11 protein-coding genes are annotated in these 12,969 nt (G+C 69.8%); 2 read left to right on the plus strand and 9 right to left on the minus strand.

The features are described from left to right. Positions 1 to 112: 112 nt before the first annotated feature. Genes QTI05_RS19730 through QTI05_RS19755 form a run of 6 tightly spaced genes read right to left on the minus strand, consistent with a single transcriptional unit; the run spans position 113 to position 5,685 of the window. Positions 113 to 1,957, minus strand: a complete 1,845-nt coding sequence (locus QTI05_RS19730) for an AMP-dependent synthetase/ligase (RefSeq protein ID WP_286620438.1) — start codon at positions 1,955 to 1,957, stop codon at positions 113 to 115. Between the two features lie 33 nt (positions 1,958 to 1,990). Then, positions 1,991 to 2,794, minus strand: a complete 804-nt coding sequence (locus tag QTI05_RS19735; RefSeq protein ID WP_286620440.1) for an ABC transporter ATP-binding protein — start codon at positions 2,792 to 2,794, stop codon at positions 1,991 to 1,993. Continuing rightward, the gene (locus QTI05_RS19740; protein WP_286620442.1) at positions 2,791 to 3,591 is read right to left on the minus strand and encodes an ABC transporter ATP-binding protein; all 801 of its coding nucleotides are present in this window, start codon (positions 3,589 to 3,591) and stop codon (positions 2,791 to 2,793) included. Before QTI05_RS19740 ends, QTI05_RS19735 begins: the two co-directional genes overlap by 4 nt. Beyond that, complete coding sequence (locus QTI05_RS19745; protein ID WP_286620443.1) at positions 3,588 to 4,664, minus strand: branched-chain amino acid ABC transporter permease; 1,077 nt, start codon at positions 4,662 to 4,664, stop codon at positions 3,588 to 3,590. Before QTI05_RS19745 ends, QTI05_RS19740 begins: the two co-directional genes overlap by 4 nt. After that, complete coding sequence (locus QTI05_RS19750; protein WP_286620445.1) at positions 4,661 to 5,536, minus strand: branched-chain amino acid ABC transporter permease; 876 nt, start codon at positions 5,534 to 5,536, stop codon at positions 4,661 to 4,663. Before QTI05_RS19750 ends, QTI05_RS19745 begins: the two co-directional genes overlap by 4 nt. Beyond that, the gene (locus QTI05_RS19755; protein WP_286620447.1) at positions 5,515 to 5,685 is read right to left on the minus strand and encodes a hypothetical protein; all 171 of its coding nucleotides are present in this window, start codon (positions 5,683 to 5,685) and stop codon (positions 5,515 to 5,517) included. The genes QTI05_RS19750 and QTI05_RS19755 overlap by 22 nt, the downstream gene beginning before the upstream one ends. A gap of 194 nt (positions 5,686 to 5,879) precedes the next feature. Here QTI05_RS19755 and QTI05_RS19760 point away from each other — a divergent pair, with 194 nt between their 5' ends. Both QTI05_RS19760 and QTI05_RS19765 read left to right on the plus strand, forming a co-directional pair. After that, on the plus strand, positions 5,880 to 7,928 hold the full coding sequence (locus tag QTI05_RS19760; protein ID WP_286620449.1) for an NADPH-dependent 2,4-dienoyl-CoA reductase: 2,049 nt from the start codon (positions 5,880 to 5,882) through the stop codon (positions 7,926 to 7,928). Positions 7,929 to 7,947: 19 nt separating this feature from the next. Continuing rightward, the gene (locus QTI05_RS19765; RefSeq protein ID WP_286620450.1) at positions 7,948 to 8,964 is read left to right on the plus strand and encodes an alpha/beta fold hydrolase; all 1,017 of its coding nucleotides are present in this window, start codon (positions 7,948 to 7,950) and stop codon (positions 8,962 to 8,964) included. On the opposite strand, the gene QTI05_RS19770 is transcribed toward QTI05_RS19765, so the two are convergent. The 3 genes from QTI05_RS19770 to QTI05_RS19780 are packed head-to-tail and all read right to left on the minus strand — an operon-like array spanning position 8,927 to position 12,940. Next, complete coding sequence (locus QTI05_RS19770; protein WP_286620452.1) at positions 8,927 to 9,712, minus strand: enoyl-CoA hydratase/isomerase family protein; 786 nt, start codon at positions 9,710 to 9,712, stop codon at positions 8,927 to 8,929. The genes QTI05_RS19765 and QTI05_RS19770 overlap by 38 nt on opposite strands. 50 nt (positions 9,713 to 9,762) lie before the next feature. Further along, a complete protein-coding gene (locus QTI05_RS19775) occupies positions 9,763 to 11,763 on the minus strand; it encodes an acetyl-CoA carboxylase biotin carboxylase subunit (RefSeq protein WP_286620454.1) in 2,001 nt (666 codons plus the stop codon). A 22-nt stretch (positions 11,764 to 11,785) separates the two neighbouring features. Continuing rightward, the gene (locus tag QTI05_RS19780) at positions 11,786 to 12,940 is read right to left on the minus strand and encodes an acyl-CoA dehydrogenase family protein (RefSeq protein ID WP_286620456.1); all 1,155 of its coding nucleotides are present in this window, start codon (positions 12,938 to 12,940) and stop codon (positions 11,786 to 11,788) included. Positions 12,941 to 12,969: the final 29 nt, after the last annotated feature.

A 12,969-nucleotide genomic window follows, 5' to 3' on the forward strand; every position in this document is an offset into this window, starting at 1 on the left:
GTCGTCCGAACGCAGCGCTGTCGCAAGGTGGAAGACCCCGAACGCTGGCTGCGCGGCATGCGGCGCCTGCACGGGCAACTCGAGTGAACGCCCGGCGCGTGGTGTACGCCGTTCAGGCCGCGCGCTCCTCGTACATCGAATCGATCAGCACGGCGTACTTGCGGTTGACCAGCGAGCGCTTGAGCTTCATGGTCGGCGTGAGTTCCTCGTCCTCGGCGCTCAAACGGTTCTCGAGCAGACGGAACTGCTTGATCTGCTCGACCCGCGCGAAGTGCCGGTTGACCTTCTCGATCTCCTCGGCAACAAGGCTTACGACCTCGTGGCTGCGAGTGAGCGAGCGGTAGTCGGAGAAAGCAACCGAACGCTCCTGTGCCCACTGCTCGACGTTTTCCTGGTCGATCATCACCAGGCAGGTCAGGTAGGCGCGCTTGTCGCCGATGACCACCGCGTCGGTCACGTAGGGGCTGAACTTGAGCTGGTTCTCCCACTCCGAGGGCGTAATGTTCTTGCCGCCCGCCGTGATGATGATGTCCTTCATCCGGTCGGTGATGTAGAAGTAACCGTCGTCGTCCATGCGGCCCACGTCGCCGGTACGCAGCCAGCCGTCCTCGAAGGCCTCGGCCGTCTTCTCGGGCAGGTTGAGGTAACCCATGAAGACTTGGCCGCCGCGCACCTGCAGCTCGCCCTGCGGCGACAGCCGGACCTCCGAGCCCGGCAGCGGCACGCCGATACTGCCCGCGCGACTGCGGCCCTGCGGGTTGCAGGTGGCGGCGCCGGTCACCTCGGTCATGCCCCAGAGCTCGTTGAGTTCGATGCCCAGCGCCATGTACCAGCGGATCAGGTCGGCCGAGATCGGTGCGGCCCCGGTGATGGCCAACTCGACGCGGCCCAGGCCCATGAGGCTGCGCAGGTTGTCCAGCACCAGCTTGCGCGCCAGCCAGTGGCGCGCGCGCAGCAGCGCCGGCACTGCCTCGCGCCGCTCGCGGTGCCCCGCCACGCGTTCGCCCACCGCCAGCGCGCGCCGATAGGCCCACTGCTCGAGCCGCGTGGCCTCGCGCATCGCGGTCGACACGCTCGAATAGAGCTTCTCCCAGATGCGCGGCACGGCCATGAACACGTCGGGCTGGATCTCGCGGATGTTGTCGAAGATGGTCTCGGGGTCTTCGACGAAGTTCAGCGTCTGCCCCGCCAGCAGTGCGTAGTACTCGCCGAAGATGCGCTCCGACACGTGGCACAGCGGCAGGAAGGCCGCGCGTTCGCGCAGCGAGGTGCGCGGCAGGAAGGCCTGCAGCGTTCGGCTCGCGGCCATCACGTTGGCGTGCGAAATCATCGCGCCCTTGGGCCGGCCGGTGGTGCCCGAGGTGTAGACCAGTACCGCGAGATCGGCCGGGCCGCGACTCGCGATGCGCTCGTCGAGCAGCGCGGGCTGCGCAGCCCGGTGCGTGCGGCCCAGGTCGCGTAGCGCGTCGAGCGAGAGCACGCGTGCATCGTCGAGCCGCGCCAGCCCCTCCATGTCGAACACGATCACGTGGCGCACCGCGGGCAGCCCCTCTTGCACCTCGAGGAACTTGTCGAGCTGCTCCTCGTTTTCCACCACCAGCAACGTCGAGCCCGAGTCCTGGCACAGGTACTCGATCTGCGTGGCCGCATCGGTCGGGTAGATGCCATTGACCACCACACCCGCCGTGAGGCCCGCGAGGTCTATCCACAGCCATTCGCGGCAGGTGTTCGACAGCACCGACATCACGTCGCCGGGCCGCAGCCCCAGCGCGGCCAGGCCGCGGGCAAGTTCGTCGACGATCAGGCCGACCTCGGCATAGGTGTAGGCATGCCAGATGCCGAGCTCCTTCTGCCGGAGCATCACCGCGTCGCCGCGCGTGGCCACCGCATGGCGGAACAGGCGCGGCACGGTGTCGATGTCCGCCGGAACGGGCGCGAAGGAAGGGGTTGTCGCCATGTCGTGTTTCCTGGGGTCGGGGGGTGGCCGCGTTCAGCGCCAGGTCTTCTTCTTCTTCCAGCGCCGCTCGCCGCGCACGCCGTCGTCCTTGGCGCCGAGGTAGAACTCCTTGATGTCGTCCTTCTCGCGCAGCACGCTGCAGCGGTCTTCCATCACGATGCGGCCGTTCTCCAACACGTAGCCGAAGTCCGCTGCGTTGAGCGCCATGTTGGCGTTCTGCTCCACCAGCAGGATGGTGGTGCCACGCTCGCGGTTGATGCGCACGATGATCTCGAAGATCTCCTTGGTCAGCCGCGGGCTCAGGCCCAGGCTGGGTTCGTCGAGCAGGATCAGCTCGGGCTCGGCCATGAGCGCACGCGAGATCGCGAGCATCTGCTGCTGGCCGCCCGAGAGCAGGCCCGCGTCCTGCGCGGCGCGCTCGCGCAGGATCGAGAAGTAGCCGTAGACCGCCTCGATGTCGCGCGCCACGCCGTCGCGATCCTTGCGTGTGAAGGCGCCCATCATCAGGTTGTCGCGCACCGACAGCAGCGGGAAGATCTCGCGTCCCTCGGGCACGTGGCTCAGGCCGGCGCGCACGATCGCGGCCGGATCCTGCCCCGTGATGTCGGCGCCCTTGAACTCGACGCTGCCCTTGGCCGGGTCGAGCACGCCCGAGATGGTCTTGAGGATGGTGCTCTTGCCCGCGCCGTTGGAGCCCAGCACCGTGGCGATCTCGCCGCGGCGAACGCGCAGGCTCACGCCGCGGATGGCCTTGACCGGGCCGTACGAACTCTCGAGGTTCGACAGCTTGAGCACCACGTCGGCGGCCGCGGGGTCGGCGGCGATCTGCGCGCTCATGCGGTCTCCCTTCGCAGGCTCGATACATCGTCGATGGTGCCGAGGTAGGCCTCGATCACGCCGGGGTGCGCCTGCACCTCGGCCGGCGTGCCGAGCGCCAGCACTTCGCCCTGGTTCATCGCGAGCACGCGGTCGGACACGCGCGACACCAGCGACATGTCGTGCTCGACCATCAGCACCGTAATGCCCAGCTCGCGCTGGATGTCCTGGATCCACCACGCCATGTCCTCGGTCTCCTCGGCGTTCAGGCCCGACGAAGGCTCGTCGAGCAGCAGCAGCTTGGGCGCGCTGCACAGCGCGCGCGCGAGCTCGACCACCTTGCGCACGCCGTATGGCAGCCCGGCCACGCGCTGGTCGCGGTAGCGCATCAGGCGCAGCAGCTCGATCACCTCTTCGGCCTTGCGGCGCGCGGCGATCTCGTTGCGCCGCGCGGCCGGCGCGAACAGCAGGTCGCTCCAGAAGCCCGAGCGCCGGTGCGTGTGGAAGCCGATCAACAGGTTCTGCAGCACGGTCGCGTGTTCGAACAGCTCGATGTTCTGGAAGGTGCGCGCGATGCCTAGCGCGGCGATGCCGTGCGCGGGCGTGCGGTCGATGGGGTGGCCGTCGAAGGCCAGCGTGCCGGTGGTCGGCATGTAGATCCGGCTGATCAGGTTGAACACCGTGGTCTTGCCCGCGCCGTTGGGCCCGATCAAGGTGAAGACCTCGCCCTTGTGCACGTCGAAGCTGACCTTGTTGACGGCCAGCACGCCGCCGAAGCGCACGCTCAGGTCCCTGGCGGAAAGAAGCATGTCGCTCATCGGACGCGCTCCGATTTCTGGAAGGTTTTCTGGCGCCTGAACATGCCGCGGCGGTAGGTCGGGAACAGCTCCAGGTAGGTCCGCAGCTTGACCCAGCGGCCGTACAGGCCGGTGGGCTCGAACAGCACGAAGCCCATGAGCACGATGCCGAACACCACGGCCTGCAGTCCCGCGGCCTGGCCGATGGCGGGCGGCAGCCAGTCCTTGAACAGCGCGATGAACTGCGGCATGGTGATCAGGAAGATGGCGCCGAAGAAGGCGCCGTGCACCGAGCCCAGCCCGCCCACGACCACCAGCAGCAGCAGGTCGATCGACTGCGAGATGCCAAACTGCTCGGGCGAGATGAAGCGCAGCTTGTGCGCGTACAGCGCACCCGCCACACCCACGATGGCCGCCGAGAGCGCGAAGGACGTGGTCTTGTAGCGCGCCAGGTGGATGCCCATGCTCTGCGCCGAGATCTCTGAGTCGCGGATCGCGATGAAGGCCCGGCCGGTCGAGCTGCGCAGCAGGTTCAGCACCGCCAGCGTCACGAGCAGGCATACCCCCAGCACCACCAGATAGAAGGCCGGCGCGCTGCTCGCCGTCCAGCCGAACATCGCGGGCGCCTTCACCGACAAGCCCGCGTTGCCGCCCGTGACGTGCTCCCAGCGCGCCATCACTTCCTCGACGATGAAGCCGAAGGCCAGCGTCGCCACCGCGAGGTAAATGCCCTTGACGCGCAGCGCGGGCAGCCCGACCACCACGCCCACCGCGGCCGACAGCCCGGCCGATGCGGCCAGCGCCACCGGGAACGACCAGCCCTGCCCCGTGAGCACCGCCTGCGTGTACGCGCCCACCCCCAGGAAGGCCGCATGCCCGATCGACACCAGGCCGGTGTAGCCCGCGAGCACCATCAGGCCCAGCCCCGCGATCGCGTAGATCAGCACGAAGGTGAGCTGCGAGGTCCAGTACGGGCCGACGACCCAGGGCGCGGCCACCAGTGCCATAAGCAGCAGCCCGTACCAGAACAGATGGCCGTTGTGCTGCGCGAGGCGGTAGTCTTGGCGGTAGCTGGTTCTGAAGATGAATCTCATACTTTCTTTCGCTGCTTTTCACCGAACAGTCCGCTGGGCTTGACGATGAGCATCAGCAGCACCACCACATAGGCCGCCACGTCCTTGAAACCCTCGGGCAGGTAGAAGCCCGCGAGCGCCTCGACGATGCCGATGATCAGCCCGCCCACCACCGCGCCCGGCAGGCTGCCGAAGCCGCCGACCACCGCGGCCGGGAAGGCCTTGAGGCCGATAAAGCCCATGTTCACATGCACGAAGGTGATGGGCGCGAGCAGCAACCCGGCCACCGTGGCCACAGCCGCCGACAGTCCCCACACCATGCCGTTGAGCCGGCGCACCGGGATGCCCATGTAGTAGGCCGCGAGCTGGTTCTGCGATGCGGCCTGCATCGCCACGCCGAGCTTGGTGTACTTGAACATCAGGAACAGCCCCAGGCACAGCGCAAGCGTGATGCCGATCACCGCGCCCTGCTCCGCGCTCAGCACCAGCGTGCCAAGCTTCCAGACCTCACCGCGGTAGGGCACGTCGAGCACGTGGGTGTCGGTACCGATACCCGGCAGCATCGTGACCAGCCCGCGCGTGATGTAGCCCAGCCCGATGGTCAGCATCACCACGGTGAACTGCGGTTGGCCCAGGATGGGCCGGATCACCGCGCGCTCGAGCAGCACGCCGAAGCCCGCCATGCCCGCGACACTGACCAGCGCGGCCCACAGGAAGGGCAGCTTGAACCACAGCATCAGCAGGTAGCCGGTGCAGGCGCCGAGCATCATCAGCTCGCCCTGCGCGAAGTTGACGGTCTCGGTCGCCTTGTAGATCAGCACGAAGCCCAGCGCGATCAGCGCGTAGATGCAGCCTAGGGCGGCACCGGATATCAGCAACTGGATGAATTCCAAGGCAGCTCCTGGCTAAGGCCCGACAGGTCCTGGATGGTGCCGACCACCACCTCGGTCTTGCTCACGCCCTGCATGGCCTGGGCGCCGGCGGCCAATGGCAGGGCGGCGGCCAGCCATGCGGCTGCGAGGCCTGTACGTCTCGTCTTCATCTCGCAAACTCCTGGGACTTCGGCGATCGGAAGCGACCGGCCACCCGCGCAGTCTTCCCGCGCGCATCTCCACGGTCTTGTGCCGAGTCGCTGGGCTGGCCGTTTCCTCGGGAAAGTCCCAGGTCGCGCGGGACGGCGCGCGCAGCGGGTCGGCACAAGACCCGCCAACACAGCCGTCCCAGAATCGCCGGACGATGAACACCTATCCCACCCTCCTCTCGCCGCTGGCCATCCCGCATGCCGACGGCACCCAGACGCTGCTGCGCTGCCGCGTGCTCATGGGCTCGATGCACACCGGGCTCGAGGAAAAGCCTGACGGCATCGCGCGCATGGCGGCCTTCTACGCCGAGCGGGCGCGCGGCGGCGCGGCGCTGATCGTCACGGGCGGTCTGTCGCCCAACGCCGAGGGCAACATGTGGGCCGGCATGCGCACGCTGGCCAGCGCGGCCGACGCCGCACCGCACCGCGAGATCACCGACGCCGTGCATGCGCACGGCGCGCTGGTCGCCATGCAATTGCTGCACGCGGGCCGCTACGCGCACCACGACCAGGGCGTGGCACCGTCTGCGCGCAAATCGCCGCTGTCGGCCGTCACGCCGCGCGAGATGAGTGAGGCCGACATCCAGCGCACCCTCGATGACTACGCGCGCGCCGCTGTGCTGGCGCAGGGCTCGGGCTACGACGGCGTCGAGGTGATGGGTGCCGAGGGCTACCTGATCAACCAGTTCGCGGCACCGCGCGCCAACCAGCGCGAGGACGCCTGGGGCGGCAGCGCCGAGAACCGCATGCGCTTCGCAGTTGAGGCGGTGCGTCGCGTGCGCGCCGCGACCGGGCCGCGCTTCCTGCTGATCTACCGGCTGTCGATGCTCGACCTGGTCGAGGGCGGCTGCACCTGGGACGAGGTGGTGCAGCTCGCGCGTGCCGTGCAGGACGCGGGCGCCTCGATCCTCAACCCCTACGTGGGCTGGCACGAGGCGCGCGTGCCCACCATCGCCACGCTGGTGCCGCGCGCGGCCTTCGTCGCGCTCACGGCCCGGCTCAAGCGCGAGCTGCGCGTGCCGGTGGTGGCGAGCAACCGCATCAACGACCCCGCGCTGGCCGAGTCGATCCTCGCGCGCGGCGACGCCGACCTGGTGTCCATGGCCCGCCCGCTGCTCGCCGACGCCGACTTCGTGAACAAGGCCAGCGCCGGCCGCGCCGACGAGATCAACACCTGTATCGCCTGCAACCAGGGCTGCCTCGACGCGGCCTTGTCGGGCCAGCTGACCGGCTGCATGGTCAACCCGCGCGCCTGCCGCGAGACCGAGCTTGTGATCGAGCCCGCGGCCCAGCGCCGGCGCATCGCGGTGGTCGGCGCGGGCCCGGGCGGCCTGGCCGCGGCCACCACCGCGGCCGAGCGCGGCCACGATGTCACGCTGTTCGACGCGGCGCCGCGCGTCGGCGGCCAGTTCAACCTGGCGCAGCGCATCCCGGGCAAGGAGGAATACGCCGAGACGCTGCGCCACTACGCGACGCGGCTAGAGCGAGCGGGCGTGCGCCAGGTGCTCGGCGCCCGGGCCGAACCGGCCACGCTGGCGGCCGGCGGCTTCGACCACGTGATCCTGGCCACTGGCGTGCGGGCGCGCACGCCCGAACTGCCGGGCGTCGACCTTCCGGGCGTGGTCGGCTATGCCGAGGTGATCGAGGGCCGCTGCGAGCCCGGCGCGCGCGTTGCGATCATCGGCGCGGGCGGCATCGGCTTCGACGTAGCCGAGTTGCTCACGCACGAGGCCCTGGGCGCGGCCGACGAGGGCGCACACTTCGCCGCGACCTGGGGCATCGACTTCAGCGTGGCCGCGCGCGGCGGCCTGGTGCCGCCCGCGCCGCCGCAGTCGCCACGCCATGTGTGGCTGCTGCAGCGCAAGGACGAGACGCCGGGCAAGCGTCTGGGCAAAACCACCGGATGGATCCGCCGCGCGCTGCTCGGCCGGCGCGGGGTGCACCAATGGGCGGGCGTGGCCTACGAACGCATCGAGGCCCAGGGCGATGCGCTGGCCCTGCACCTGCGGGTGCGCGGCGAGCCGCGCGTGCTGGTGGTCGACACCGTCGTGCTCTGCGCAGGCCAGGACCCGGACAACGCGCTGGCTCCCGCGCTCGAAGCGGCCGGCGTGCCCGTGACCGCGATCGGTGGCGCGCGCTTCGCGGCCGAACTCGACGCCACGCGCGCCATCGACGAAGGCGTGCGCCTCGCGGCCTCGCTGTGAACTGCATCAGGACGAGGACATGCTCGCCATCGATTCCCCCACCCTGCCCGGCTGGCGCCGGATCGCCACCCCCGGCCTCGCGATGGCCGCCAGCGTGGTGCCGCCGGCTGATGCAGCGCGTCCCACGGTCGTGCTGCTGCACGGCTTTCCCGAACTCGCCCATTCGTGGCGCCACCAGGTCCGCGCGCTGGCCGCCGCAGGCTACGGCGTGGTCGCACCCGACCTGCGCGGCTACGGCGACACCGGCCCCCAGGGCCCGCTCGAGGCCTACCGCATGCAGAACCTCGCGTTCGACGTGGTCGGGCTGCTCGATGCGCTCGGCATCGCGCGCGCGGTGGTCGTGGGCCACGACTTCGGCGGCGCGCTCGCCTGGACGCTGGCGCGCGACCATGCTGCGCGCGTGCAGGGCGTCGTCTCGCTGAACACGCCCTACACGCGCCGCACCGAGGTCGACCTGGTGCAGACCATGCTGCAGGCGCGCGGGCCCGCGCACTACATGGTCGCGTTCCAGCCGGCGGGTGTGGGCGAGGCGCTGCTGGGCCGAGACGTCGAGGCCACCTTCCGCGGCCTGATGCGGCGCCCTGCGCTCACGCTCGCGCAGTTCGCGCAACTGCCCGCGCGCGTGCAGGCGCTGCCCGCCACGATGTTCACCGGCGAGCCCGCGGTAATGGGTGCGCCGCTGCTGGACGACGACACGCTGCGCGTGTTCACGCAGGCGTACGCGCGCACCGGCTTCGAGGGCGCGCTGAACTGGTATCGCAACCTGCACCGCAACTGGCTCGACACCGCCGCCACCGTCGACCATGTCGGCGTGCCGGCGCTGATGGTCAGCGCGGACCGCGACTTCTTCCTGCCGCCCGCGACCACGCGCGGCATGGAGCGCATCGTGCCCGACCTCGAACGCCACACGCTGGCCGACTGCGGCCACTGGACGCAGCAAGAGCAACCCGAGGTGGTAAACGCGCTGCTGCTCGATTGGCTCGCGCGACGGATGCGGTTCAGCGTCCGGTCCACACCGGCTTGCGCTTCTCGTTGAACGAGGCCAGGCCCTCGCGCGCGTCTTCGGTCATCGCGAGCAGCGCGATCTGGCTCTCGGTGTAGGCGATGCCTTCGTCGAAGGACATCGCGGCCATCGCGCGCATCGCGTACTTGCCGCGGCGCAGCGCCGTGGGCGACTTGCCGGCGAGGCGGTCGACCAGCCACTGCGTTTTCGCGTCGAGCTCGTCGGCGGGCACCGCATAGTTGAGCAGCCCCGCCTCCAGGGCCTCGGCCGCGCCGAAGGGCTCGCCCGTGAGACACCACTCGCGCAGCGTGCGGCGCGGCACGATGTCCTGCAGCAGGCTCAGCACCTGCATCGGGAACAGGCCGATCTTGACCTCGGGCAGGCCGAACTGCACATGGTCGGCCGCGACCGCCATGTCGGTCATGCACAGCAGGCCCACGCCACCGGCCATGCAGACGCCGTTGATGCGCGCGATGCTCGGCAAGGTGGCGTTCTGCACGTCGCGCAGCATGTCGGCGTAGTCGATGTTGGGCTGCGAGAGGTCGAACGCGAATCCCGCGCCCGGCTGCAGGTCGCCGCCCGCGCAGAAAGCCTTCTCGCCCGCGGCGGTGAGCACGATCACGCGCACCTCGGGGTCGGCATGGGCGCGGCGCCAGCCGTCGCGGATGCCGGCAACCACTTCCTTGTTGATCGCGTTGCGCTTGTCGGGCCGGTTGATCGTGACCCACATCGCGTGGCCGCGCTTGTCCACCCGCACCGCGGGCTCGTTCGTCTCGCTCATCTTGTCTCGCTCCTTGTTCGCCGGGCGCTGGCCGCGCGCCCTGTGTGGGCCTAGGCCGCGACCGCGTCCTTGGCGGCCACCTCGATCTCGACCACCACGCGGCTGGCCGCGACCTGGTCGCCGGTCTTCACGTGAAGCGCAATCACCTTGCCGGCCACCGGCGCGGCGTGGATGTGCTCCATCTTCATGGCCTCGAGCGTGACGACCGGCTGGCCCGCCTCGACCATGTCGCCGACCGCGGCCATCACCGCGACCACGCGGCCGTTCATCGAGGCGCGCACCTTGCCGTCGCCGCCGGCCTCGCCCTGGCGCGTGGTCGCGGCGCGGGTCTTGTCCTCGATGCGCACCGGGATGCCGCGGAAGTGCAGCAGCAGCGTGGCGCCGTCGCGGTGGAAGGCCGCGCTTTCATAAAGGCCGTCGCAGACGAAGCGCGCGGCGTGCTCGCCGATCTCGGCCAGCTCGATGACGTGCGCCGCGTCGCCGATCGACACCTCGAAATGGCGCTGCTGCCGCAGCACGATGCTCGCGCTCAGCGCGCTGCCTTCGACCTCGAAGCGCAGCGAGATCGGCAGGCTGTGCGTCATGCGCCGGCCGATCGCGGGCGCGCGGCGCGCACCGGTGGTCTCGTAGAGCAGCACGGCCGCGATGGCGGCGGCGCGCGCACGGGCCTCGGTGTCGGGCGCGAGCAGCGCGTCCTGGTTCTGCGCGATGAAGGCGGTGGTGGCGCCGCCGGCCGCGAAGACCGCATGGCTCAGGCAGCGGTGCAGGAAGGCCTGGTTGGTGGTCACGCCCAGCGCCACCGCATCCTCGAGGCCGGCCATCAACTGGCGCCGCGCGGCCTCGCGCGTGTCGCCGTGGCTGATGACCTTGGCGATCATCGAGTCGTAGTAAGGCGGGATCTCGCCGCCCGAACGCAGCGCATGCTCGACGCGCAGCTGCGCAGGCATGGCCCACAGCGCCATGGTGCCGCTCTGGGGCATGAAGCCCTTGTCGGCGTCTTCTGCGCACAGCCGCACCTCGATCGCATGGCCGTTGAACTTGACCTGCTCCTGCGTGATCGGCAACGGCTCGCCGCCGGCCACGCGCAGTTGCAGCGCGACCAGGTCGAGGCCGGTGATGGCCTCGGTCACCGGATGCTCGACCTGAAGCCGGGTGTTCATTTCCATGAAGTAGTAGTTGCCTTCGGCGTCGAGCAGGAACTCGAGCGTGCCCGCGCCTTCGTAGCGGATGGCCCTGACCGCGGCCACCGCGGTGGCGCCCATGCGCGCGCGCAGCTCGGCGTCGACGGCCGGCGAGGGCGCTTCCTCGATCAGCTTCTGGTGGCGGCGCTGCACCGAGCAGTCGCGCTCGCCCAGGTGGATCGCGTTGCCGTGGCGGTCGGCGAAGACCTGGATCTCGATGTGGCGCGGCTCGACGATGGCGCGCTCGAGGATCACCTCGGGGTCGCCGAAGGCGCTCTGCGCCTCGGAGCGCGCGCTGCGCAGCAGCTCGGGGAACTCCTTGGCCGAGGGCACCAGCCGCATGCCGCGCCCGCCGCCACCGGCCGTGGCCTTGATCATCACCGGAAAGCCGATTCGCACGGCCTCGGCCGCGAGCCGTTCCTCGCCCTGGTCGTCGCCCTGGTAGCCGGGGATGCAGGGCACGCCGGCCGCCTGCATCAGCGTCTTGGCGCCGGCCTTGTTGCCCATCGACACGATGGCTTCGGCCGAGGGGCCGATGAACACCAGGCCCGCGTCCTGGCAGGCCTGCGCGAAGTCCTCGTTCTCGGCCAGGAAGCCGTAGCCCGGGTGCACCGCGTCGGCGCCGCTGAGCTTCGCGGCCTCGATGATCGCGGGGATGCGCAGGTAGGACTGCGCGGGCAGCGGTTCGCCGATGCACACGGCCTGGTCGGCCTCGCGCACATGGCGCGCGCCGGCATCGGCCGTGGAGTACACGGCGACCGTGCGGTAACCGAGCGCACGCGCGCTGCGGATGATGCGCAAGGCGATCTCGCCGCGGTTGGCGATCAGAATCTTGCGGAAGGGCGTGAGCGTGGAGGTCGAGGCGGTCATGGAGCGTACGTCGATGGTTTTTTCAGTGAGCGGACGGGAAGGTGCCCATGTACTTGCTGAGGATCTGGAGCATCACTTCGTCGGCGCCGCCGCCGATCGAGGTGAGCCGGCCGTCGCGGAAGATGCGCGAAATGGGGCTCTCGTCGACGAAGCCCATGCCGCCCCAGAACTGCAGGCAGCCGTCGGCCACTTCGCGGATCACGCGACCGGCCTTGAGCTTGGCCATGGTCGCGGTGCGCGTGGCGTCCTGCCCGGCCACCACCTCCTCCACGCCCTGCCAGCAGAGGGCGTGCAAGGCGGCCACCTCGGTCTGCAGCTCGGCCAGCCGGTAGTGCACCCACTGGTTGTCCAGGATCGAGCGGCCGAAGGCGCGGCGCTCGCGCGTGTAGCCGATGGTGGTGTCGATGGCGCGCTGCGCCATGCCGGCGTTGTTGAGCGCGCCCCAGAGGCGTTCGACCTGGAACTGCTCCATCTGGTAGATGAAGCCCATGCCCTCCTCGCCGATGCGGTATCGCTGCGGCACGCGCACGTCGTCGAAGTGGATCTGCGCGGTGTCCGACGAGTGCATGCCCATCTTGCGCAGTTTGCGCGCGACTTCGACGCCTCGGGTCTTCATGGGCACCACGATCAGCGACTTGTTGCGGTGCGAAGCGCCTTCGGAGGTGTTGGCCAGCACGCAGCAGAAGTCGGCCTGCGTACCGTTGGTGGTCCACATCTTGCCGCCGTTGATCACATAGTCGCCGCCGTCCTTGCGCGCGGTGGTCTTGATCGAGGCCACGTCGGAGCCGCTGCCGACTTCCGACACGCCCAGGCAGGCCACGTAGTCGCCGGCGATCGCGGGCGCGAGGAATTCCGCCCGCAACTCGGCGCTGCCCCGGTGCGAGAGCGCGGGTGTCGCCATGTCGGTCTGCACGCCGATGGCCATCGGCACGCCGCCGCAGTTCATGTGCGCGAGCGTCTCGGCCATCACCGCGCCGTAAGAGTAGTCGAGGCCGGCGCCGCCGTCCTCGACCGGCTTCGTCAGGCCCAGCATGCCGAGTTCGCCCAGGCGCTTGAACACCTGGTGGGCCGGGAAGACCTCGGCGCGCTCCCATTCGTCGACGTAGGGGTTGACCTCCTTGTCGATGAAGCGCTTGAGCGTGTCGCGCAGCGTGTCGTGTTCGGGTGTGAGTTGCATGGCTCGTGTGTCTCGCTTCTTTTTCTTCG

Source organism: Variovorax fucosicus (assembly GCF_030316825.1).
Taxonomy (GTDB): Bacteria; Pseudomonadota; Gammaproteobacteria; order Burkholderiales; family Burkholderiaceae_C; genus Variovorax; species Variovorax fucosicus.

Coding starts and splice junctions, on each gene's coding strand:
- QTI05_RS19780 (WP_286620456.1), bottom strand. CDS start 12,940: ATGCAACTCACACCCGAACACGACACGCTGCGCGACACGCTCAAGCGC.
- QTI05_RS19745 (WP_286620443.1), bottom strand. CDS start 4,664: ATGAGATTCATCTTCAGAACCAGCTACCGCCAAGACTACCGCCTCGCG.
- QTI05_RS19735 (WP_286620440.1), bottom strand. CDS start 2,794: ATGAGCGCGCAGATCGCCGCCGACCCCGCGGCCGCCGACGTGGTGCTC.
- QTI05_RS19755 (WP_286620447.1), bottom strand. CDS start 5,685: ATGAAGACGAGACGTACAGGCCTCGCAGCCGCATGGCTGGCCGCCGCC.
- QTI05_RS19730 (WP_286620438.1), bottom strand. CDS start 1,957: ATGGCGACAACCCCTTCCTTCGCGCCCGTTCCGGCGGACATCGACACC.
- QTI05_RS19775 (WP_286620454.1), bottom strand. CDS start 11,763: ATGACCGCCTCGACCTCCACGCTCACGCCCTTCCGCAAGATTCTGATC.
- QTI05_RS19760 (WP_286620449.1), top strand. CDS start 5,880: ATGAACACCTATCCCACCCTCCTCTCGCCGCTGGCCATCCCGCATGCC.
- QTI05_RS19765 (WP_286620450.1), top strand. CDS start 7,948: ATGCTCGCCATCGATTCCCCCACCCTGCCCGGCTGGCGCCGGATCGCC.
- QTI05_RS19740 (WP_286620442.1), bottom strand. CDS start 3,591: ATGAGCGACATGCTTCTTTCCGCCAGGGACCTGAGCGTGCGCTTCGGC.
- QTI05_RS19770 (WP_286620452.1), bottom strand. CDS start 9,712: ATGAGCGAGACGAACGAGCCCGCGGTGCGGGTGGACAAGCGCGGCCAC.